Source organism: Sanguibacter keddieii DSM 10542 (assembly GCF_000024925.1).
In the GTDB taxonomy this organism is placed as follows: domain Bacteria; phylum Actinomycetota; class Actinomycetes; order Actinomycetales; family Cellulomonadaceae; genus Sanguibacter; species Sanguibacter keddieii.
In genome coordinates, this window is sequence record NC_013521.1 from 1,056,419 (window position 1) to 1,079,077 (window position 22,659).

Below are 22,659 nucleotides of genomic sequence, written 5' to 3' on the forward strand. Positions count from 1 at the left end.
CGAGGCGCCCCACCGGCAGGCGTGACGAGTGGCACACGAGGAGGTGCTCGCCGAGCACTCATGCCGAGAGGCAGTCCTGCCGATGATCTGGGGATACCCCCGTCGGCCCTGGTCGGAGCACGCTGTCGTGCCCTGGCACCGGTCGAGGGGAGACCGGCGATCGTCAACACCAGGGACCTCTTCGATGTCTGCTCCGCTGCACCCCTCGAGCTCGACCGCGCGTCACCGACGCCCCGGCAAGGCCTCGCGCCACCTCTGGCGCGCCGGCCTCCAGCGGACGGCTGCCGTCGTGGCGGTCTTCGCCCTCGCAGCCACGACGGTCCTGGGCGGCATCGCCCTCGCGCCGTCCTCCGAGGCAGCGGCGCTGACGCCTGCGGTCACCCTCGCCCCGTCGGCCGACGGAGCCAAGGGCATGCTCGCGGGGGAGAGCGAGACCGTGACGCTCACCGTCGCGAACCCCTCGGCAGACCCCTGGTACAACCTCTCCGTGACGCTCACCGTCCCGACGGGCGTCGCCTTCGTCTCTGCCTCCGGGCTCGGGACACCGCGGGTCTACCCCGCGGGGTCACGCCTGCCCGACCGGACGCTCGTGCCGGCAGGTCAGGACCTCTGGGTGTGGCAGGACGTCTCCGACCTCCCGTCGACCGCCAGCCGCAGCTTCGAGGTGGTCGTCGACCCCGCGCAGCCCGCCGCAGGGACGGGCGAGACCGACGACACCACGGTGTTCCCCGTCGGCTCGACGGTGGACCTCGTGGCACGCGCCTGGACGAGCACCGACGCCCGGTACGTGCCGGTCTTCCCCGGCGGCACCAGCCGTGGCGCGGCGCCGGCCGTGGCCGCGACCCTCGCGGGCGACGCCGCGCCCTCGAGCACCCTCGTCCAGGCCATCCGGGTGACCAAGGACGAGCCCAGCCCCGAGTCCGAGCTGCTGCGCGGCGTGCACGACCGCACCACCGAGTACACGATCACCGTGAAGAACACGAGCGAGGGCCCGACCACCGGCGCCGTCGTCACCGACTTCCTCCCCGCCGGCCTGGAGTTCCTCGGCTGCGGGGCCATGGACAACACCACGGGCGCCCGCGAGGAGTACGCCGGCTCGGGAGACCTCGCCGCGACCCCCGTGGTCGCCGACTGCCTCCCCGCGTCGACCGTGACCACCCTCGAGAAGACCGCGGGCACCGCCGCCGAGTTCCCGGCCGACCTGCCCGACGGCGTCTACACCCGCGTGACCTGGGGCCCGCTCGACCTCGCCGCCGACCAGGCTCTCCCGATCGTCTACGCAGCGGGCATCCCGCAGCGGATGAACACCATGACCTGGACGGACGGCCCGGGCCCGGACGGCCTCGGCGCGACCGGCCAGGCGGCCAACCTCGACAACAACACCGGCGCCTCCACGCGCCACAGCGCGGGCGACCCCGCAGCGACCGACGGCGACGTCTACCGGAACGTCGTGACCGTCGACGGCACCTACGCCGGCGTCGTGCGCACCGGCACGGACCGGGCCACGACCGACCAGGACGACGAGGTCGTCTTCTCGATGGACCTGCGCGTCCTCAAGTCCGTCGACACGCGCCCCGTCGACGCCTCGCCGACGCCCTTCGGCGGCGGCAGCTCGAGCGAGTTCTTCACGGGGGCCGTCGCCAAGTACACCCTCGACCTGCGGACCAGCGAGTACGCCGACGCGTCGGACATCACGCTCGTCGACATCATCCCCAACGGCCTCTGCCCGGTCCTCCCGGCAGGCACCACGGTCCGCTCCGGCCCGGTCGAGATCCCGAGGACCGACGGCTCGAGCGAGTCCTTCACCGCCGCCGAGGCCGAGGACCTGCCCGCCGACTGCGTCCCGGGCAGCACCAGCGGTTCGGGTTCCTGGTCTGCCCCGGCCGTCACCGGCGCGGTCGTCGACTGGGTCGCCTACGACGCCGTGCTGGGCCGGTTCGTGCTGTCGCTCAGCGCTCCGGACATGACCGGTGCGGTCGACAGCCACGCCGTCGTGTACCCCGTGCTCATGCGCGGCAGCTACACCGGCAACGAGGGCACCACCTCCTCCCTCGACGACTTCGTCAACACGGTCGTCATGACCGCTACCACCACCGGCCTGGCCGGTGACGAGGCCGGCGTCACCGCGACGGTCGCCGACGACTCGTCCGCGCGCATCGTCGCCGGCCCGAGCAGCATCAGCAAGAAGGTCCTGCCGCGCGCCGTCGACGTCTCGGCGGGCTGCCCGGCGGACCCGTCGCTCTACGTCGAGGGGGACGACCCGGCAGCCTCCGGTGGCCTGAGCTTCGTCCTCGGCGACACGGTCTGCTACGAGCTCACCGTGAGCTTCGCCCCCGACGCCGACACCCGGAACCCCGTCGTCACCGACATGCTGCCCGAGGGCGTCGACTACGTCGGTACGACCACCACGCTGTTCGACGGCGCCACGGAGATCCCCGGGGTCACCTGGAACGAGACCGTCAACGGCAGCACGCTGTCCTGGAAGCCGTCGACCCGCGTCGCGGGCAACGGCGACCGCCTGGTGCCGCTCGGCTCCCGCCTGGTGATCCACGTGGCCGGGACCGTCACCGGCGTGTCCGAGGACGCGGCGCAGCTCGACAAGCCCGAGAACCTCATGAAGTACCAGCAGGAGAACGTCCGCGGCGAGCTGTTCTTCGAGCGCGACCAGGCCGCGATCCTCGTCGAGGCCGGCCTGCAGCTGGTCAAGGGCGTCCGCGACGTCGACGGCGACGCGACGCGCCCCGCCACGTCCGAGGCGCTTCCCGACGGCGCCCTCGTCGGGTCCGACCGCGACGGCATCGAGGTCGCCGAGGGCGACGCGATCACCTACCGGGTCGACCTCACCGGCGCGCGCGAGGACATCCTGGGGATCTCCGTCGAGGACAGGCTGCCCGACGGGATCGCGGCCGCCGACGTCTCGGCGGTCTCCGACGCCGGGGTGGTCGAGACCCGTCCCGACGGGGTCTTCGTCGTGTGGACCGGTCTCACTCTGCCCGCGGGCACGGAGGCTGCGCCCACCGCGAAGACGCTCACCTACGTGGTGACCGTCCCCGCCGAGACACCGGTCACGACCCGGCTCGAGAACACCGCCTCGATCCTCGCGTACCAGTTCCTCACGAACGCCGGGACTCCCGGCCCGGTCGCCGTCCCCGGCGAGGACGGTGTCTCGACGCTCGGGACCTCCGACACCTCGGACGTGTCCCTGCCCGACGTGACCGTCGCGAAGACGGTCGTCACCACCGGGATCGAGGGCGAGAACAACAACATCAGCGGGACGCCTGTCCCGCCTGCCACCGCGCTGCCGCAGGCGGTGCACGGTGAGTACGTGGTCTACGAGTACGCGGTCACCGTCCCGGCACGCACCACCGTGCTCGACGGCGTCCTCGAGGACGCCGGTGTCCTCGAGGCTGCCACCGGCAGCGGGCCGTACACGGTCGACGCGACGCAGAGCTTCTGGCTGCTCGACGGCGCCACGCAGCCGGCCGGCTTCGCCTTCGACGACGCCACCGGACGGCTCGAGTTCCCCGCGGTCTACGACAACACCACGACCGCCGACCAGGTCTTCACCGTCCAGGTCACCGTCTGGACGACGGGCCGGACCACCCCGACCGCCGCCCGCTGGGCGTACGGTGACGTGCTGCAGAACACCGCGACCTTCACCAGCGCCAGCTCGACCCACGACGCGACGGCCGACGTCGAGTACGTCGTCGCCGAGCCGACGCTCACCAAGACCGTCGACGACGGCGACCTCCCGGTCGTCGCCGGCCAGGTCCTCACCTACACGCTGACCGCCACGAACACGACGGGCCGTCCGACCTCCTTCGACACCGTCGTCACCGACTGCGTGCCGGCGGCGCTCGTCGACGTGGTCCCCGGGACGCCGACGCGCGGCACCGTGGCCCCCCTCGGCACCTGCGCGGACGGCGAGACGCAGATCGTCTGGACCATCGGGGACGTCCCCGCCGGCCAGACGTACACGCTCACCTACACGGCCGAGGTCTCGCCGGCGGCGGCCGGCGGTGCCAGCTACACCAACACGGCGGGACTCGTGGGCTACACGCTCCCCGGCGTCGACCCGACCGACGCGCGTCAGCTCGAGCTGACCAGCACCGCGGACGCCACGGTCACGGTCCAGGACGCGAGCATCGTCAAGACCGTCGACGCGCCCTCCGGCAGCATCGGTGACACCCGCAGCTTCGCGGTGACGGTCACCCTGCCCAAGAACGTCAACTTCTACTCCCCGACGATCACCGACGCCGTCCCGACCGGGCTGCGCGTCGTCCCCGGGTCGATCGCCGTCAGCGCGGTCGACTCCGGGGTGACCTTCTCCTGCACCCCTGCCTCCGGGTCGGGCACCGACGGCGGCGACGTCGTCTGCGAGGCCTCGGACGACATCCTGTCCGCCCCTGACGACCGGACCGTCACCCTCACCTACGACGCGACGATCGTCCAGGACGCCGCTCGGACCGCCCCGGCCCGCGCGTCGGTGCTGACCAACGTGGCGAGCTTCGCGTGGGCCGCGACGGCCGGCGCCACCGACACGACCTCGGTCGAGGACGAGGCGACGGTCACCGTCACCGAGCCCGGCCTGACCATCAAGAAGTACGTCGAGGGCCAGGACGCCCAGGACGCGGCGACCGCGGTCACGGCCGCGCCGTCGAGCACCGTGAGCTACTCCGTCGTCGTGACGAACCCCGCGACGGTCGGAGGTGCCACCGCCTACGACGTCGTGGTGACCGACAGCATCCCTGCGGGGCTCGTCGACGTCACCCTCCCGGGCACGATGCCCGCCGGTGTCCTGGGGACCGTCTCGGGCGGCCTGGTCACCTGGACCATCGAGTCCCTCGCCCCCGGGGCGACCCTCACGCTCGACCTCACCGCGACCCTCGAGCCCTCTGCGGCGCTGCGGTCCGGCACGACGATCACCAACACGGCAGAGCTCGCCGAGTACTGGTCGACGCCCGGCTCGGGCGGCGTCGAGGACGCGGCGCACCGCCAGTACGTCGGAGGGTCCGACCCGGCGGTCGTGCTCCCGGAGTTCCCCTTCGTCACCGTGCAGAAGGCAGCCGGGGGCAGCCCCACCGCGCGTGTCGGCACGCCGTTCCCGTGGACCCTCACCCTGACGAACTCCGGCAACGGGCTCGCGCAGACCGTGACGGCCACGGACACGCTGCCCGCGGGCTGGGGCACGCCGGTCGTCACCGGGGTGACCCGGAACGGGGCTGCGATGGCTGACGCCGACTGGGACTTCGACCCGGACGCCGTGCGCTGGACCTTCGCCGACGTCGCTCCCGCCGACGTGATCGTGGTGGGCTACACCTCGACGCCGACGGCCGACGCCTACGAGGCCCCCGCGGCCGGTGTCGGGCCGAGCGCGACCGGTCCGCTGAACGCCCACACCAACACGGTCTCGCTCACCGCGACCGACAGCACCGGCGAGGCGCAGAACGGTGAGGGCGACTACGTCGGCGACGACGACTCGGCCGACGCCTTCCTCGCCGCGACCGAGGTGTCGATCCTCAAGGAGCGTGTCGGGACGGGCGACGTCCGCACCGGCGAGGACGTGGCCTTCACGCTCACGGCGTCGACCGTGGGCCTGCAGGCCGCCGCAGACGTGGTGGTCGAGGACACCCTCCCGGCGGGGCTCACCTTCGCGGGTGTCGACACGCCCTTCACCGCCGACCCGGCGCTCTGGTCCTGCACCGTCACGGACGAGACCCTCCGCTGCGCCGCGCTCGACGACCTCGCCGCGGGGGACTCCCTCTCGGTCACGGTGACCGCGCGCGCCGTGGCGCCGCCCGTCGGCACGCTGTCGCAGCAGGTCACCAACACCGCCACGGTCACGACCTCCACCCCGGAGACGGGGACGGGCTCGACGACCGACGACGAGACGATCACCGTGCGGGCCGTGCCCAGCATCGCGATCGACAAGCGTGCTGACGTGGCACCTGCTGGCGACCCGGTCCGTGCCGTGGTCGCAGGCGGGGACGACGACACCCAGTACGTCCTCGACGGCCAGGACCCGGAGCGCGTCGCGCACTTCGCGATCACGGTGTCCAACACGGGCCCCGTGACCCTCGTCGACGTCGAGGTCGAGGACCTGGCGGCGGCGCAGTGCGCGGGCGTGACGATCCCTGACCTGGCCCCTGCGGGCGAGGACGGCGACTCGTACACCTTCACGTGCGAGGGCCCGGCACCGGACGCCTCGGGCTACACCAACGTGGCGGTCGCCACCGCCACGACCGCGCTCGGCGACGACGTCGACGCGACGGACTCCTCCCGCGTGGAGCTGTCCGCCCTGAGCATCGACAAGACCGGCTCGATCGCCGCGGTCGCACCGGTCCCGGGTGACCTCGCGACCTTCGTCTTCGAGGTGCGCAACACGGGCAGCGCGACGCTCACCGACGTGACCGTCGACGACCCGCTCGACGGGCTCTCGGCCCTGACCTTCGGGGCGTGGCCGGGCGACGAGGGGACGCTGCTCCCCGGCGACGTGGTGCAGGCCACCGCGACCTACCCGCTGACGCGCGAGGACATCGACGCGGGTGGGGTGACGAACTCCGCCACGGCCTCCGGCACCGACCCGGCCGGGCAGGCGCCCACCGGCGAGGACACGGTCACGGTCACCCCGGGCAGCTCGCCGTCGATCCTGCTCGTCAAGACCGGGACGCTCGCGACCGAGCCCGACGTGGCCACGGTCGCCGGTGACGTCGTCACCTACCTGTTCACCGTGACCAACGACGGCAACGTCACCCTGCGCGACGTCGCGATCAGCGACCCGCTCCCGGGTCTCGACGACCTCGTCTACGACTGGTCGGCAGCCCTCGGCGAGGGCGTGCTCCAGCCGGGCGAGACCGTGACGGCCACGGCCGGGTACGCCCTCACCCAGGCGGACGTGGACGCCGGACGTGTCGACAACCGGGCGATCGCCTCGGGCGAGGCGCCCGACGGCACCTCCGTCGACGACGCCGACACCTGGCTCGTCCAGGTCGACCCGCAGCCGCTCGTCGACCTCGTGAAGTCCGGCGAGCTCGGACCGGACACCACGGGCCGTGCCGGTGACCTCGTGGTCTACACCTTCACCGTGACGAACCCGGGCAGCGTGACGCTCACCGACGTCGAGGTCACCGACCTCCTCGACGGGCTGTCGTCGATCAGCTACGCCTGGCCGGGCACCGCGGGCACCCTCGCGCCCGGGGACGAGCTCGTCGCCACGGCGACGTACCCGCTCACCCAGGAGGACGTGGACCGCGGCAGCGTGGACAACACCGCGTCGGTGGTCGGCACCCCGCCGACCGGCGACGACGTCGAGGCAGACGACACGGAGACCGTGGTGGTCCCGCCGCAGCCGACGATCGCCCTCGTCAAGAAGGGCGCCCTGGCCGCGGGGTCGCAGGGGCTGCTCGGTGACACCGTCGAGTACACCCTGACGGCGACGAACACCGGCAACGTCACCCTGCGTGACCTGTCGATCGAGGACGTCGACCTGCCGGGCCTCGCGCCGCTGACGCTGGGCACGTGGCCCGGCGACGAGGGCGTGCTGGCACCCGGAGAGTCGGTGAGCGCCACGACGAGCTACGTCCTCGTGCAGGCCGACGTCGAGCGCGGCTACGTCGACAACCTCGCGACCACAGCAGGCATCTCTCCCTTCGGGTCGCCGGTCGACGGCGAGGACCTCGAGCGTGTCGTCACCCTGCAGACCCCGTCGATCGTCCTGGAGAAGTCGGCCGCGCTGGCCGACGGCCAGACCGGGGTCGTGGGAGACGCGGTCGACTTCACCTTCTCCGCCCGCAACGACGGCAACGTCACGCTCACCGGCGTGGTGATCGCCGACGAGCTGCCCGGGCTCTCGGAGATCAGCCTCGTCTGGCCGGGCGCCGTCGGCGTGCTGCTGCCCGGTGAGGAGGTCACCGGCACGGCCGGGTACGTCGTGACCCAGCAGGACGTCGACGCGGGCGCCGTCGTCAACACGGCAGAGGCCACCGGCACGTCGCCGGCCGGCGTCGAGGTGACGGACCCCGCGGAGGCGTCGGTCCTGCTGCCGCAGGCGCCGGCGGTCGACCTCGTCAAGACCGCGGCGCTGGCCGACGGGGCGACCGGGGTCGCCGGCGAGACGGTGACGTACTCCTTCACCGTCACCAACACCGGTGACGTGACCCTGCGGGGCGTCCGGGTCACCGACCGTCTGCCCGGGCTCTCGGAGGTCGTCTTCGGTGCCTGGCCCGGTGCTGACGGCGAGCTCGCCCCGGGGGCGTCGGTCGACGCCTCGGCGACCTACGTGCTCACCCAGGAGGACGTCGACCGCGGCTCGGTGACGAACGTCGCCGTCGCGACCGGTACGCCCCAGGTGGGCCCGCCGGTCAGCGACGACGACACCGCGACCGTGCCCACCGACCCGCGGGCCGGCATCTCGCTGGTCAAGACGGCGGCGCTGGCGCCGGGAGCGGCAGGGGCCGTCGGTGACACGGTGACGTTCACCTTCGAGGTGACGAGCCGGGGGACGGCCACGCTCACGTCGGTCGCGGTGACCGACGCCCTCCCGGGCCTGTCGGAGCTCACCTACGGCTCCTGGCCGGCCGCAGAGGGCACGCTGGCCCCGGGCGAGTCCGTCACGGCGACGGCGACGCTGGTCCTCACCCAGGAGCACGTCGACGCCGGGTCCGTGCGGAACCTGGCCACCGTGTCGGGAGTCTCCCCGTCGGGCGGGGTCGTGTCCGCGACGGACGAGGTCACCCTCGCCGTCCCGGGCACCCCGGTCCCGCCCGCCGACGGCGCGGACCCGTCAGTGGCCGACCCGGCGCCGTCCGGACCCGGCACGCTGCCGTGGACCGGGGCTGCGGTGACAGGGCTCGCGGTGCTGGCAGCGGCGCTCCTGGTCGCAGGTCTGCTGCTCGTCCGCCGCAGGCAGGCGACCCGCCCCTGACCGGCTGACAGCGCCGCGACCACGGCGTCGCACCGCCAGGTGGCTCCGGTACGACCGACCGGTCGTGCCGGAGCCACCTGGCGTCTGAGGGGAGGCGTGGGGTAGCCCCACCACAGCACGTGGGCTGACCACCCGCCGGCTCGGAGGTCCGTCCCATAGGTGCGCTGACCTGGGACGACAAGACTCGAGAGGTCCCGTCCCACCACCTCTCGAGGTCTCCCGTGCCATCTCTCGACACCCCGACGCACGCTCCTTCTCCGACCCGCCTGACGCCCCGTCCGCCAGGACGGCCCACGTCCCCGGTGCGGCGGGACGGCCCACGGGCCTGGGCCCGTGACCCGCTCCTCGACCTGCTCCGCGCGGTCGGGACGGTCGCCGTGGTCGTGGCGCACTGGACCATGCCGGAGGTGTCCTGGGACGGTGCCGACCTGACCGTGGTGAACGTCCTGGGGACCGGCCCGGGCTGGCTCGTGACCTGGGTGGTCCAGGTGATCCCGCTGATGTTCTTCGTCGCTGGCGCAGCGACCCTCGGGCAGCTGCGGCGCCGGCCCGAGACCTGGTCGCGCTTCATGGCAGTGCGGTTGCGCAGGCTGGTGCCGCCCGTCGCGGTGTTCGTCGGGACCTGGGTCGTGCTCCGGGCCCTGCTGCCGGTGCTCGGCGTCCCCGGGCCGGCCGTCGACGTCGCAGCCCGCATCGCCCCGCAGATGCTCTGGTACCTCGGCGTCTACGTGGTGCTCCTCGCCGCCTCTCCGGCACTGGGACGCTGGTACGACCGCACCGGTGTGGCGGGCGTAGCCGCGATCGGCGCGGCGGCCGTCGGGGTCGACGTGCTCCGCTTCGGCGCCGACGTCCCGCACGTCGGGGCGGTCAACCTCTTCCTCGTGTGGGCCTTCGCCTACACGCTCGGCTTCGCGTACACCGACGGACGGCTCGCGTGGTCGGCGCGACGCTGCGCCGCGGTCGCCGCAGCAGGGCTCGTCGGGCTCGCGCTCGCGGTCACGGTCGGCCCCTACCCGCGGAGCATGGTCGGCATGCCCGGAGACACCCTGACGAACATGGGCCCGCCGACGCTGTGCCTCGTGGCTCTCGCGCTGGTGCAGGTGTTCGGGGCTCTGGCGGTGCGCACCCGGCTCGAGGCCCTCGCGCGGACCACCACGGTGGCCCGAGCCGTCGGGTGGCTCTCGGCACGGTCGATGACCGTGTACCTCTGGCACCTCACGGCGATGTTCGTGGTCGTGGGCGTCGTCACCGTCGGGGCGGCCGTCGACCTGCCTGCAGGCTGGAGCACCTCGTGGTGGATCAGCCGCCCGGCGTGGTTCGTCGCCTGCGCCGTCGTCCTCCTCGTGCTCGTCCGCACCTTCGAGCGGTTCGAGCGCACCGGCACCGGCACAGGCGCGAGGACGACGTCGGGTGCGCGGGCTCAGCGCGCCGGGTCGGGGATGCCGTAGGGGAGCGTGCGGACGCTCTCGGCCTGCTCGGCGGCGACGGAGCGGGCGCGCTGGGCCGAGGCCCACTCGCGGGAGCGGCGCTCGGCGAGCACGGCCATGAGGAACATCTCCGGCGGCGTGCCTGCCGGTGGGCCGGGGGCGACGTGCCGCTCCACGCGGGCCGCCAGCTCCTGGCCCATGCGCTGGCGCGAGCCCGGGTTCATCTTCTGGCCCCGTGCCAGGAACTGCCGGACGGACAGGGCGAGCCCGTCGGGGAGACGGCGCATGTCGGCAGCGCCGGCCCAGCCGGCGAGGGCGCGCGGCATGCTCACGACCGCGGCCGTCGAGCGACCGCCGCGGACGCGGACGGCGTAGGTGCCGGCGAGCATGTCGCCGATCCGCTTGCCCTTGGTGTTGGTGAGGGACGCGATGAGCGCGACCGTCCCGAAGGTGAGCCACAGCTCGCCGATCCCCACGAGCGCCCGCACGAAGGCGTGGCGCACCCGCACGGGGCCGCCGTCGTCGCGCACCACCCGGATGCCCGTCGCGAGCTTGCCGAGGGACCGGCCGCGGGTGAGCGTCTCGACGGTCGTCGGCACGACGACCATGACGACGACGAGGACGGCGATGAGCAGCGCGGGCGCGATGTCCTGCCCGCCGACGGCGAAGCTCCCCGTCGCGGCGGCGAGCAGCAGCAGGAGCACGACGCCCTGCGCGGTGAGGTCGACGGCGCTGCCGAGCATGCGGGTCGCGAACGACGCGGGGCGGGCGTCGAGCACCACGCCCTCGCCGATGACGATGCCGTCGTCCACGGGTCCTCCTGCTGGTCCGGGCCGGTGCGCACGTCGAGCGACGTCACGCGCTGTTCTATGGCAGGGTATCGTCCGTGGACCTCGACGCCTTCTCCGACGTGCACCGTGGCGAGTGGGACCGGCTCAAGACGCTGAGCACCCGGCGTCGCCTCGACGGTGCCGAGGCGGACGAGCTCGTCCGCCTCTACCAGACCGTGGCCACGCACCTGTCGACGGTCCGGTCCTCCGCCCCGGACCCCGTGCTGGTCTCCGAGCTGTCCCAGACCCTCAACCGCGCCCGCACCTCCATCGCCGGTGCGCACGAGCCCGCCTGGCGCGACGTCGCACGCTTCGTGGTGCTCTCCCTCCCGGCAGCCTTCTACAGGCTGCGCTGGTGGATCTGGGGCGTCAGCGCGGCCTTCCTGCTGCTCGCCGTCGTCGCCGGGGTCTGGGTGGCGACGACCCCCGAGGGGCTCGCGGCCGTCGGCCCGCCGAGCTACCGCGAGGAGTACGTCCAGAACGCCTTCGCCGAGTACTACGAGCCGGGCGCGGGCTTCGCCGCCGTGGTCTGGACCAACAACGCCTGGATCGCCGCGCAGTGCGTGGCCTTCGGCATCACCGGGCTGTGGCCCGTCTACGTGCTCGTCCAGAACTTCGTCATGGTCGGTGCGATCGGCGGGATGATGGCGCACTACGGCGAGCTCGGCATGTTCCTGCAGCTCATCCTGCCGCACGGCCTGCTCGAGCTCACGTCGATCCTCGTGGCGGGCGCGGCGGGACTCAAGCTCTTCTGGACCCTCGTCGCGCCCGGCCACCGTCCGCGCGGTCGTGCCGTGGCGGAGGAGGGGCGTGCTCTCTTCACCGTCGCCGCCGGCCTCGTCGCGACTCTCGCCCTCTCCGGGCTCGTCGAGGGCTTCGTCACCGGATCGTCCATGGTCTGGTGGCTCAAGATCGTCATCGGGGCGCTCGCCCTCGGGGCCTTCTGGACCTACGTCCTCGTGCTCGGACGTCGTGCCGTCGCACTGGGGGAGACCGGGGACCTCGAGGAGGAGAACGTCGGGAGCGTCCAGCAGGTCGTCGGCTGAGGCCCGACGGCTGCCCCGCGCCACCCCGCCAGACGCAGACGGCCCCGGTGCCCGCTCGCGCGCGGCACCGGAGCCGGTCGGTGGATCAGCTGAAGATGTAGAGCAGCGCCGGCGCTGCCGTCGTCAGGACGAGCGCAGCCACGATGGCGAGAGCCACCCGGCGGTTGCGTCGTTGGCGGGCGGTCGAGTCGTTCGGCGAGAGTCGCATTAGAGCCTTCCTGCGGCCTTGAGTGAGAGGTACGTGTCGGCGAGCCGTGGTGCGAGCTCGTCGGGCAGGGCTGACACGACGTCGACGCCGCGCCGGCCCAGGACCATTGTCGCTGCTGCGCGCTCGAGCTCGGTGCGCTCGGCCGCCGCGGCGTCGAACACCTCGGCCGCGGTCGAGCGCCCCTCGCGCAGGGCGGCGACGGCCGGGTCGGCCACCGAGGCCAGCACCACGGTGTGGTGCGCGGTGAGCTGCTCGACCACCGGCAGCAGCCCGGTCTCGATGGCCGCGGGCTCCAGCGTCGAGAGGATCACGACGAGGGACCGCTGCGACAGGCGCTCACGCACCAGCGCGACGAGCCCGGGCCAGTCCGTCTCGACGAGGCTGGCCTCGAGCGGCGCCATCGCGTCGGCGAGGGCGGGGAGCAGGCGCGGTCCGGCGGCGCCGGCGACGCGCGCCCGGAGCTCGCGGTCGTAGGCGACCATCTCGACGCGGTCGCCGGCCTTCGACGCGAGGGCGCCCAGCAGCAGCCCTGCCTCGATGCTCGCGTCGAGGCGGGGCTGGTCGCCGATGCGCGCGGCCGAGGTGCGGGCGGTGTCGAGGACGACGAGCACCCGGCGGTCGCGCTCGGGCCGCCAGGTGCGCACGACCATCTCCTGGCCGCGCGCGGAGGCCCGCCAGTCGATCGAGCGGACGTCGTCGCCGATCACGTACTCGCGGAGCGAGTCGAACTCGGTGCCCTCGCCGCGGATCTGCACGGCGGCCTGGCCGTCGAGCTCGCGCAGGCGCGCCAGCCGGCTGGGCAGGTGCCGTCGGGACGCGAACTCGGGCAGCACCCGCAGCGTGCCGGGCACGGGGATCGAGGCCTGCCGGCCGGCGACGCCGAGCGGGCCCAGGGCCCGCAGGGTCACGCGGTCCGCTCGCCGGTCTCCGCGCCGCGTCGGGACGAGGACGGTGACCGTGCGGCGCTGCTCGCCCGGGGGCAGGTCGAGCGGGTGCCGGTCGCCCTGCGCCCCCGCGGATGGCTGCCAGGCGTCGCGGACCACGCCCGAGAACCGTCGTCGCGACCCGTTGCGCAGCACGAGGGTCGAGCGGGCGTGCTCGGTGAGCCGCACGGCCCGCGGGACGGTGCGCTGGACCGACACGTCGCGCGGCGAGGCCGCCAGCGCGGCGTCCACGGCGGCGACGAGCGCGACGACCACCGCCCACAGCAGCACGGTCGCCACGGTGCGCGTGAGCAGCACGGGGACGACGCCGAGGGCTGCGAGGGCGACGGCACGCCAGGTGAGGACCACGGCTCAGCGCGGGACGGGGACGGACGCGAGCACGGTCGAGAGCACCGTCTCGGCGCTGACCCCCTCGAGCTCGGCCTCGGGGCGGAGCTGCACCCGGTGGCGCAGGGTCGGGTGCGCGAGTGCCTTGACGTCGTCAGGGGTCACGAAGGTCCGTCCGCTGAGCCAGGCCCACGCGCGCGAGGTCGCGAGCAGGGCGGTGGCCCCGCGGGGCGAGACGCCGAGGGACAGCGACGGAGAGAACCGCGTCGCGCGGCACACGTCGACGACGTAGCCGAGGACCTCGGGCGACACCTGCACCTGGGCGACCTCGCGGCGCGCGCGCTCGAGCTCGTCGGCGCTCGCGACGGGGCGCACGCCGGCGGCACCGAGGTTGCGCGGGTCGAAGCCCGCGGCGTGGCGGGCCAGGACCTCGAGCTCGACGTCACGCTCGGGCAGCGGGAGCAGCACCTTGAGCAGGAACCGGTCGAGCTGCGCCTCCGGGAGGGGGTAGGTGCCCTCGTACTCGACCGGGTTCTGGGTCGCGATGACCAGGAACGGGTCGGGCAGCGGGAGCGGCTCGCCGTCCACGCTGACCTGGCGCTCCTCCATGGCCTCGAGGAGCGAGGCCTGCGTCTTGGGGGGCGTGCGGTTGATCTCGTCGGCGAGCAGCAGGTTGGTGAAGACCGGGCCCTCGCGGAAGCTGAACTCCGCGGTGCGCGCGTCGTAGACCAGGGAGCCTGTGATGTCGCCGGGCATGAGGTCGGGCGTGAACTGCACGCGCTTGGTGTCGAGGGACAGGCTCGCCGCGAGGGTGCGGACCAGGAGCGTCTTGGCGACCCCGGGCACCCCCTCGAGGAGCACGTGCCCGCGGCACAGCAGGGCGATGAGCAGGCTCGTCACGGCGGCGTCCTGGCCGACGACGCCCTTGGCGACCTCGGTCCGGACCCGGCCGAGCGTGGCCCGCAGGTCTGACGACGACGGCTCGGGACGGTCCTGAGACCCGGCAGTGCTGTCGGCGCCGCTCGTCGGGCCGACCTTCTCCAGGCCTGCGCTCTCGGGTGCGGGGGGTGGGGGTGGGGTGCTCACGCGCGGTGAACCTCGCTCTCCAGCTCGTCGAGATCGGTGGCCAGGCGCGTCAGACCGACGTCGCCGGTGGGTGGTGGTCCGTACAGGAGCCCGGAGACGTGCTCGGGCGGTCGGCGGGTCGCGCGGCAGACCGCGTCGACGAGCGCGTCGGGGCTGCTCGACCGCGGCAGGCCCAGACGTCGGGCCATGCGGTCGGCGGCGCCGGCGCGCAGCGAGGCGCCGGCGTGCCCGTAGGAGCGTGACCGGCGGTAGAGGCGGCCGCGTCCCAGGGTGGTCTCGGAGGATCGCACGACCACGGGCAGGTCCTCGGTCGCGAGGGGACCCAGCCGCCGGCCCTGCCAGAGCCCGAGGACGAGCACCACGAGCAGCAGCTGCGCGGCGAGCGGGACGGCCCAGGGTGGGAGGTACGCCGTGATGCCCCCGCCGTCGTCGGCGGTCGTGGGTCGCTCGGGGACCAGCCAGACGAGGGTCTCCTCGTGCCCCAGCATGCGCAGCCCGAGGGCGGCGTTGCCGGCGGTCGTGACCGCGGCGTTGGTGAGGCCCGAGCCGTCGTCGAGGACGCGCAGGGTGACGTCGGGGGAGCCGTCGAGCGTCGTGACGGCGTAGTGCCCCGCCCCGGAGTCGTCGGTGAAGCAGAGGGCGGTCGCGCCGGTCGCGCTGTCACCGGCACGGAAGCGGCCACCGGCCGTGGTGACCTCGCCGGCCGCGGCGGCGTCGGGCTCGGTGCAGCGTGCGGGGGACGGCGTGGTCGGCTGCGGGCTGCGCGAGGCGTGGGTGACCTGGTCGGTCGCCGCGGCGAGCAGCGCGGGGCCGGGCGCGACGAGCACCACCTCGGAGCCGGTGCCGAGCAGGGACCGGGCGACGTCGTCGGGCATCCCGTAGTCGTCGACGACGAGCAGGGTGGTCCCGGGGCCCGCGAGCCCGACGGCCTCGGCGACGGAGCGGGTCGACCGGACGTCGACGCCCTGGTCCCCGAGCACCTGTGCGAGCGCCATGGCGCCGTCGGGGGAGGGGTTGCCGGGGTCGAGCCGCACGGTCGTGGTGGACGGGGTGAGGGCGACGAGGACGAGCCCGGCGAGCAGCGCGGAGAGGAGGCCGACGACCACGACCCGGGAGGCGCGCCAGCGTCGGCCGGCGCGGGAAGCAGCGGTCGTGCCGTCGCCGCGCACGGCCGGGCCGTCGCTGGTGGTGCTGCTGGTCGTCGTCGTGCCCGCGGGGCGCGTGGCCTCTCCGCCGGGGGCCACCGGCCCGTCCGGGGCGACCAGCGTGGACGCCTTGTCCACGGGGCTCACCGGATCGCCCCGGCACCGGCGGGCGCGCCCTGGGCGGAGGGCAGCGCCGGCGCGGTGGTGGCGAGCGACGCGTCGAGCGAGCGCACGCTCTCGTAGGTGCTGCGGTCGCTCGGACGGCGCCCGTAGTACACGGCGTCGAAGGTGCTCCCCGCCGCGTCGAGCGACGGCCCGGCCGCCGGGAAGACCCGGACGAGCAGGCGGACGGCCTCGTCGGCGGTCCGTCCGGGGACGTCGTCGAGCAGGGCGCGCTCCTCGGACCGTCGCACCAGGGCGCGGAAGGCGTCGAGGGTCGCCGCGGAGTGGTCGCCCGCCCGTGCGTGCGCCTCGGCCGCGGCGACGAGCTGGTCGGCCGTGCGGGTGTCGTCCTCGTGCAGGACGGGTGCCGCGACGACCCGGCGGCTGCGGCGCAGCGGACCGGACACGATCAGCGCGACCACCGCCACGACCAGCACGACCCCGACGATGATGACCGCACCCCAGAACCCGCTGACCCCGGGCACCGCGAGCCCGTCGAACAGGCTCATGACCCACCGCACGAACCGCTCGAGCAGCGACGGGCTGTCGTGGTAGACGGGGTTGGTCAGCTCGTCGCGCAGCAGGTCGCGCGCCGTGGTCGCGTCAGGGTCGACCGGGGTGCCGAGGCCGAGCATCAGGCCTCGTCGGCGGCCGCGGCGAGCTCCACGTCGAGGCCCTCGCGGCGCATCCTCACGTCGATGTACAGGAGCGCGACGACGCTCGACAGGAAGGTCGTGGAGATGGTCGACGCGATGATCTGCGTGACCACCGTGATGGCCAGGGCACCCGCGTGCATGGTGTCGCCCGACGGGAACAGGATGCCGGCCACGAGGGACCCCGGCGACGCGACGAGGGTCGACACGATCGACGCGAGGACCGACGAGAGCAGGTAGATGCCGAAGAGCCGCCAGAACGACCCACGGCTGAGGAGCCAGCCCCGGGTGATCGACCGGCCGAGGCTCTGCCCCTCGAGCACGTAGGCGGCGGGGGTGAGCAGGAACCGCGTGAGCAGCCAGACGGCGACGACCACCACGGCGACGAGGGCGAGGACCGACACGAGGAGCACGCCCTCGACGGCGCCGCCCGCGGCCAGTGCCGCGATGATCCCGATGAACGCGCCGGCGACCAGGACGATGCCGACCGAGGGCAGCAGGGAGATGACCACGAGCCCGACGACCTTCGAGCGGACCTGCGCCCAGAGCTCGGACACCGTGAAGCTGGTGCCGATGACCGACCGGGAGATCGCGACGATGAGCAGGCCGGTGGTGATGATCGACGCGAGGTACACGCCGAGCGAGATGAGCAGCGCCTGCGAGAGCTGCCCGGCGATCCCGTCGAGGCCGAGCTCGGCCGAGGTCTGCGAGGTGCCGGACCCGTCGAAGACGGTGACGACGCCGTCGTCGAGCCACTGGTTGGCCGAGGGCGCGAGCACGTAGGCGATGAGCGCCGGGACGATGGTGGCCACGGCGATGACCAGCGCCACGACGCCGAGCATGACCTTCGGGTTCTTGCGGATCGCGGCGAAGGCGCCGTCGTAGATCTCGCCGAGGGACAGCGGGCGCAGCGGGATGATCCCCGGCTTGGCCGGTCCCGGACGCCAGCCCGGGGCGGGGAGGCCGCCGTACGCGGGACCGCCCTGGGGCGGGCCGCCGTACTGGGGGGCGCCGCCGTACTGGGGGGCGCCGCCGTACTGGGGAGCGCCGCCGTACTGCTGGCTCCCGTACTGCGGGGCACCGCCGTACGGCGCGCCACCGGGCTGCTGGGCCCCGTAGCCGCCCGAGCCTGCCGGCGGGACGGGGGCACCGGGGCCGCCGCCGGGCGCGTACTGACCGTACCGGGGCTGCTGGTACCCGATCTGCGCCGAGGGCTGGCCCCAGCCGCCGGGCTGCTGGGCGGGAGCGCCCTGCTGCGCCGGGTCTGCCTTGCCTGCGGGGTCTGCCGGGTCAGGGGACCCCGAGGAGCCGTCCTGCCCCGGTGCGGGCGGCGTGCCGCCGGGTGGCGCGAAGGGCACGGGGGTCTCCTCCGGTCCGTCCTGCGGGCTCGTCATCCTGGTACCTCTCGGTGGTTCGGGAGTGCTGCCGGTGCGCGCTCTCTCCTGCGCGTAGCCGCGAGGACCCGCACGGGACCGAGCCGCCGCTCGCGCCATTCTGCGCCATCGGGCTGCGGGCCGCGGCGGTCTGCGCAGGCTGGTGCGGCGTGTCGCGCGAAGATCATCCTGCCTGCTCATCGTGCCACGCGCCGCCGACGCAGGGGAGATGGCAAGATGGCTGGATGAAGTCACGTGTGCTGGTCGTTGACGATGACACCGCGCTCGCAGAGATGATCGGACTGGTCCTCAAGACCGAGGGATTCGACCCGGTGTTCTGCGCGGACGGAGACGCTGCGATCGGGATCTTCCGCAGCACGTCTCCCGATCTCGTCCTGCTCGACGTCATGCTCCCGGGCAAGGACGGCACAGAGGTGTGCCGTCAGATCCGCGCGGAGTCGGGCGTGCCGGTCATCATGCTGACCGCCAAGAGCGACACCGTCGACGTGGTCCAGGGGCTCGAGTCGGGGGCCGACGACTACATCTCGAAGCCCTTCAAGCCCAAGGAGCTCGTCGCCCGGATCCGCGCGCGCCTGCGCCGGACCGACGAGCCTGCCCCAGAACGACTGAGCATCGGAGACCTCGAGATCGACGTGACGGGCCACCGGGTCACGCGCGCCGGAGCCGCCATCTCGCTGACCCCCCTCGAGTTCGACCTGCTCGTCGCCCTCGCCCGCAAGCCCTGGCAGGTGTTCTCCCGCGAGGTCCTCCTCGAGAAGGTCTGGGGCTACCGGCACGCGGCCGACACCCGCCTCGTCAACGTCCACGTGCAGCGCCTGCGCTCGAAGATCGAGCACGACCCCGAGGTCCCCGAGATCGTGCTGACCGTCCGCGGCGTCGGGTACAAGGCTGGCGCAGCGACCACATGAGCGCCGGAGGTCGGCCGGTCGCGCGGTCTGTGAGACGCAGCGTGCGCCGTGCCGCCCAGAGGGTGCGCTGGTCGGCGCGGCGGGTCCTGCTCGCCTGGCGCACGTCCATGCAGCTGCGTGTCACCTCGACGGCGATCGGCTTCGGCCTGCTCGCGGTGATGGTCCTGAGCACCTACCTGTCAGGAGCCATCCGGGACGGGCTGTTCGAGCAGCGCATCACGCAGGTGCTCACCGAGAGCTCGCGGTCGACCGCGCAGGCGCAGACCGCCTTCAACACCACGAGCGCGACCACCACCACGGGGGTCCAGCAGCTCGTCAACGACATGGTCCGGCTGCTCCAGGGCGGTGGGTCCAGCGGTCGCGAGATCTTCCTGTGGCGCACTGACCCCGACTCGGCGTCGTCGGTCCTCAACAGCAGCACGGCGCCCCAGCTGAGCGGGCTCATCACGGACACCCTGCGCGAGCAGACCGCCCAGGGTGAGGAGCAGCGCTGGCAGTCGGTGTCGATCCCGGACGGGACCGGGACCGTGCCGGGGGTGATCGTCGGGTCCAAGGTCGACGTCCCCGTCGCGGGTGCCTACGAGCTGTACTTCCTCTACTCCCTCGAGGCCGAGCAGGAGACGCTGAGCTTCATGCAGCGGGTGCTGGCCATCGCCGGCGTCCTGCTCATCGTGTTCCTCGCGTGCAGCACCTGGGTGGTCACGCGCCAGGTGGTCAAGCCCGTCCAGCGCGCCGCCCAGGTGGCCGAGCGCCTCGCCGACGGCCACCTCGACGAGCGGCTCCAGGCCAAGGGGCAGGACGAGATCGCGACGCTCGCACGGTCCTTCAACGAGATGGCCGAGAGCCTCCAGGACCAGATCCAGCGCCTCGACGAGCTCTCGACGGTCCAGCGCCGGTTCGTCTCCGACGTCTCCCACGAGCTGCGGACTCCGCTCACCACGGTCCGCATGGCCAGCGAGATGATCTACGAGAACCGCGACGACCTCGACCCGGTGCTCAAGCGCTCCGCCGAGCTGCTCTCGGCGCAGCTCGACAGGTTCGAGGACCTCCTCGCCGACCTCCTCGAGATCAGCCGCTTCGACGCGGGGGCCGCGGTCCTCGACGCCGAGGCGCTCGACCTGCGCGACGTGGTGAGCGCGGCGATCGACCACGCGACGCCGCTCGCGGTCCGCAAGGACGTGTGGGTGGCCGCCTACCTCGCGGACGAGCCCGTCACCGCGGACTTCGACCGGCGCCGGGTCGAGCGCGTGGTGCGCAACCTCCTGGTCAACGCGATCGAGTACGCGGAGAGCGGACCGGTCGAGGTGCGGGTCGCCTCGAACGCGACCGCGGTGGCCGTCCAGGTGCGCGACTACGGCGTCGGCATGGCCAAGGACCAGGTGGCCCACGTGTTCGACAGGTTCTGGCGGGCCGACCCGGCGCGGGCCAGGACGAGCGGGGGGACCGGGCTGGGCCTGGCGATCTCGCTCGAGGACGCGCTGCTGCACGGCGGCTGGCTCGAGGCCTGGGCTCAGCCCGGTCTCGGGGCTGCCTTCCGGCTCACCCTCCCGCGCCGTGCCGGGATCGTGCTGACGAGCTCGCCGATCGAGCTGGCCGCGGGCCGCGCCCCGGAGGACGTCGACGTCGACGCCCGGCGCACCGACGAGTCGGGGCCGGCCAGCCTGCCCGACATCACCGACCTGCCGGGAGAGGAGACCGTCGCGGAGCACCCCGCGACGGTCGTGCCCGCCCGTGAGCTGGGAGACCACCGATGACCGCACCGACACCTCGCTCCTCGCCTGGCAGGTCCCGTCTCGCGGTGGTGCTCGGCGTGCTCGCGAGCCTGGTCGTGACCAGCAGCTGTGCCCGCATCCCGGAGGCCGGGACGGTGCAGCGCGGCGACGTGAGCATCACCGACCCGGGCCCGGTGTTCCTCCAGCCCCGCGGGCCGCGGGCCGGGGCCGGCCCCGAGGAGATCGTCGCGGGGTTCCTCAGCGCGCAGGCGGGCGGCATCTACGAGGACTGGACGACGGCCCGGGAGTTCCTCGTGGACCAGGCCGCCGACACCTGGGACCCGACGGTCCGGACGGTCGTGACGGCTCGCGACGCGGAGCTCACGCAGGTCTCCGGGCCGACCGAGGAGGTCATCCCGGGTGCGCCAGAGGACCTCGAGACCGACGCGTCGACGAGCACGACCGAGGCCGTCGACGAGACGCCGGCGACCGCCGAGATCAGCGGTCAGGTGGCCGTCTCGTCCCAGCTCGACTCCGCGGGCCGCTACACCGAGGCCACGACGGGGACGCTCCAGGACCTCGCCTTCACCCTCGAGCAGCAGCCGGACGGCCAGTGGCGGATCACCGGGACCGAGGACGGAACCTTCATGTCGGACTCCAACTTCACCACCATCTTCCGCCAGACGACGCTGTACTTCCCGTCGCGGGACGGTGAGTTCTTCGTGCCCGACGTCCGCTGGTACTCGAGCACGAACACCGCCGCCCGCGCGGTCAACGGTCTGCTCGCCGGGCCGTCGCAGTGGTTGCGGGACTCGGTCGAGGTGGTCGCCCCCGAGGGGACCCGCCTCGTGCTCGACTCCGTGGTCGTCGACGAGGACGGGACGGCGCACGTCGACCTCAGCCAGGAGGTCCTCGAGGCCACCGACGACCAGCGCGCCATGCTGCAGGCCCAGCTCGAGGCCGTGCTGCTGCGGGTCTCCGGCGTGCGGGCCGTCGAGGTGACGGTCGGATCGGCACCCCTCGACATCCGCTCGCGGGTCGAGCCGGTGCGGGACCCGGTCCCGGTGATGGCCAGCCCGTTCGTGCTCAGCGGGGACCAGGTGAGCACGGTGTCAGGGGGCGGTGTCGAGGCGGTCGAGGGCATCCTGCCCCTGACCGCCGCGGACCCGACCGCCCTCGCGATCAGCCCGGACGGCGCCCAGGTGCTCTTCCGGTCCGGTCGGACCTCGATCAGGACGGTGGCGACGAACGCGGAGCCGTCCCAGGTGCTGCTCGCCGGCAAGGACCTCCTGGCGCCCTCGGTCGACAGGTTCGGGTGGATGTGGTCGGGCGACATGCTCGCCGGCTCCCCGCTCCAGGTGGTCTCGCCCGACGGCGTCGTCACCGCGGTGCCCGCCGACTGGCTGGACGGCCGCAAGGTCGAGTCCGTCCAGGTCTCGCGCGACGGCGCACGCATCGCCGTGGTCTCGTCCGACACCTCCGGGACTGCTGGGCAGACCCGGATCGACGTGGCCGGCATCGTCCGCGGCGACACGGACATCCCGGTGCGCCTCTCGGACGCCCTGGTCGCCGGTGCCGCGGTGGTCGGCGCCTCGCAGGTGGTGTGGGTCGACGAGTCCACGCTCGCCGTGCTCGCCCAGGGCCAGAGCTCGGGCGCGCGGACCGTGCACCTCGTGCCGCTCGCCGCGCACTCGGAGGCACTCTCGGGCGTCGAGGGGGCCGAGTGGATCGCGTCCGGCCGTGGTCGCCGTGCGGTCTACGTGGTGACCGCGGACGGCGAGCTGTTCAACCGTGCGACGACGGGGTCCACGTGGACCCGGGTCGCCGAGGACGTGGAGCTCCCGACCTTCCCGGGGTGAGCCACGCGGCGGCTCGTCCGTCAGACGGCTCGTCC

Annotated in this window: 13 protein-coding genes; 6 read left to right on the forward strand and 7 right to left on the reverse strand. The window is 73.6% G+C overall.

What is annotated here, in order from left to right; translation table 11 throughout:
• Positions 1-184: 184 nt before the first annotated feature.
• Positions 185-8,923 (forward strand): DUF7507 domain-containing protein, encoded by an 8,739-nt coding sequence (locus SKED_RS04515; protein ID WP_012865943.1) that lies wholly within the window; start codon positions 185-187, stop codon positions 8,921-8,923.
• Positions 8,924-9,144: 221 nt separating this feature from the next.
• Positions 9,145-10,371 carry an acyltransferase family protein gene (locus SKED_RS04520; RefSeq protein ID WP_169310130.1) on the forward strand — a complete coding sequence of 409 codons (1,227 nt, stop codon included), beginning with the start codon at positions 9,145-9,147 and terminating at the stop codon, positions 10,369-10,371.
• Here SKED_RS04520 and SKED_RS04525 read toward each other — a convergent pair.
• Positions 10,344-11,162 (reverse strand): RDD family protein, encoded by an 819-nt coding sequence (locus SKED_RS04525; protein ID WP_012865945.1) that lies wholly within the window; start codon positions 11,160-11,162, stop codon positions 10,344-10,346. The genes SKED_RS04520 and SKED_RS04525 overlap by 28 nt on opposite strands.
• Before the next feature lie 74 nt (positions 11,163-11,236).
• Between SKED_RS04525 and SKED_RS04530 the strand changes: the two genes are divergently transcribed.
• Complete coding sequence (locus tag SKED_RS04530; RefSeq protein ID WP_012865946.1) at positions 11,237-12,226, forward strand: stage II sporulation protein M; 990 nt, start codon at positions 11,237-11,239, stop codon at positions 12,224-12,226.
• Between the two features lie 85 nt (positions 12,227-12,311).
• On the opposite strand, the gene SKED_RS20840 is transcribed toward SKED_RS04530, so the two are convergent.
• The 6 genes from SKED_RS20840 to SKED_RS20245 are packed head-to-tail and all read right to left on the reverse strand — an operon-like array spanning position 12,312 to position 18,145.
• Entirely contained in the window at positions 12,312-12,434 is a 123-nt protein-coding gene (locus tag SKED_RS20840) for a hypothetical protein (RefSeq protein WP_012865947.1), read from the reverse strand.
• On the reverse strand, positions 12,434-13,726 hold the full coding sequence (locus tag SKED_RS04535; protein ID WP_012865948.1) for a DUF58 domain-containing protein: 1,293 nt from the start codon (positions 13,724-13,726) through the stop codon (positions 12,434-12,436). The genes SKED_RS20840 and SKED_RS04535 overlap by 1 nt, the downstream gene beginning before the upstream one ends.
• A 3-nt stretch (positions 13,727-13,729) precedes the next feature.
• Positions 13,730-14,791: an AAA family ATPase gene (locus SKED_RS04540; RefSeq protein ID WP_012865949.1), complete on the reverse strand. Its 1,062-nt coding sequence runs from the start codon at positions 14,789-14,791 to the stop codon at positions 13,730-13,732.
• Complete coding sequence (locus tag SKED_RS04545) at positions 14,788-16,074, reverse strand: DUF4350 domain-containing protein (RefSeq protein WP_012865950.1); 1,287 nt, start codon at positions 16,072-16,074, stop codon at positions 14,788-14,790. The genes SKED_RS04540 and SKED_RS04545 overlap by 4 nt, the downstream gene beginning before the upstream one ends.
• Positions 16,075-16,079: 5 nt before the next feature.
• The gene (locus SKED_RS04550; RefSeq protein ID WP_012865951.1) at positions 16,080-16,733 is read right to left on the reverse strand and encodes a DUF4129 domain-containing protein; all 654 of its coding nucleotides are present in this window, start codon (positions 16,731-16,733) and stop codon (positions 16,080-16,082) included.
• The gene (locus tag SKED_RS20245) at positions 16,733-18,145 is read right to left on the reverse strand and encodes a hypothetical protein (RefSeq protein ID WP_012865952.1); all 1,413 of its coding nucleotides are present in this window, start codon (positions 18,143-18,145) and stop codon (positions 16,733-16,735) included. The genes SKED_RS04550 and SKED_RS20245 overlap by 1 nt, the downstream gene beginning before the upstream one ends.
• Positions 18,146-18,369: 224 nt before the next feature.
• On the opposite strand from SKED_RS20245, the gene mtrA reads away from it, so the two are divergent.
• From mtrA to SKED_RS04570, 3 genes are all read left to right on the forward strand, one after another.
• Positions 18,370-19,053, forward strand: a complete 684-nt coding sequence (gene mtrA, locus SKED_RS04560) for an MtrAB system response regulator MtrA (protein ID WP_042437776.1) — start codon at positions 18,370-18,372, stop codon at positions 19,051-19,053.
• Between the two features lie 107 nt (positions 19,054-19,160).
• The gene (gene mtrB, locus SKED_RS04565) at positions 19,161-20,807 is read left to right on the forward strand and encodes an MtrAB system histidine kinase MtrB (RefSeq protein WP_143755657.1); all 1,647 of its coding nucleotides are present in this window, start codon (positions 19,161-19,163) and stop codon (positions 20,805-20,807) included.
• Positions 20,804-22,624, forward strand: a complete 1,821-nt coding sequence (locus SKED_RS04570; protein ID WP_143755658.1) for an LpqB family beta-propeller domain-containing protein — start codon at positions 20,804-20,806, stop codon at positions 22,622-22,624. Before mtrB ends, SKED_RS04570 begins: the two co-directional genes overlap by 4 nt.
• Positions 22,625-22,659: the final 35 nt, after the last annotated feature.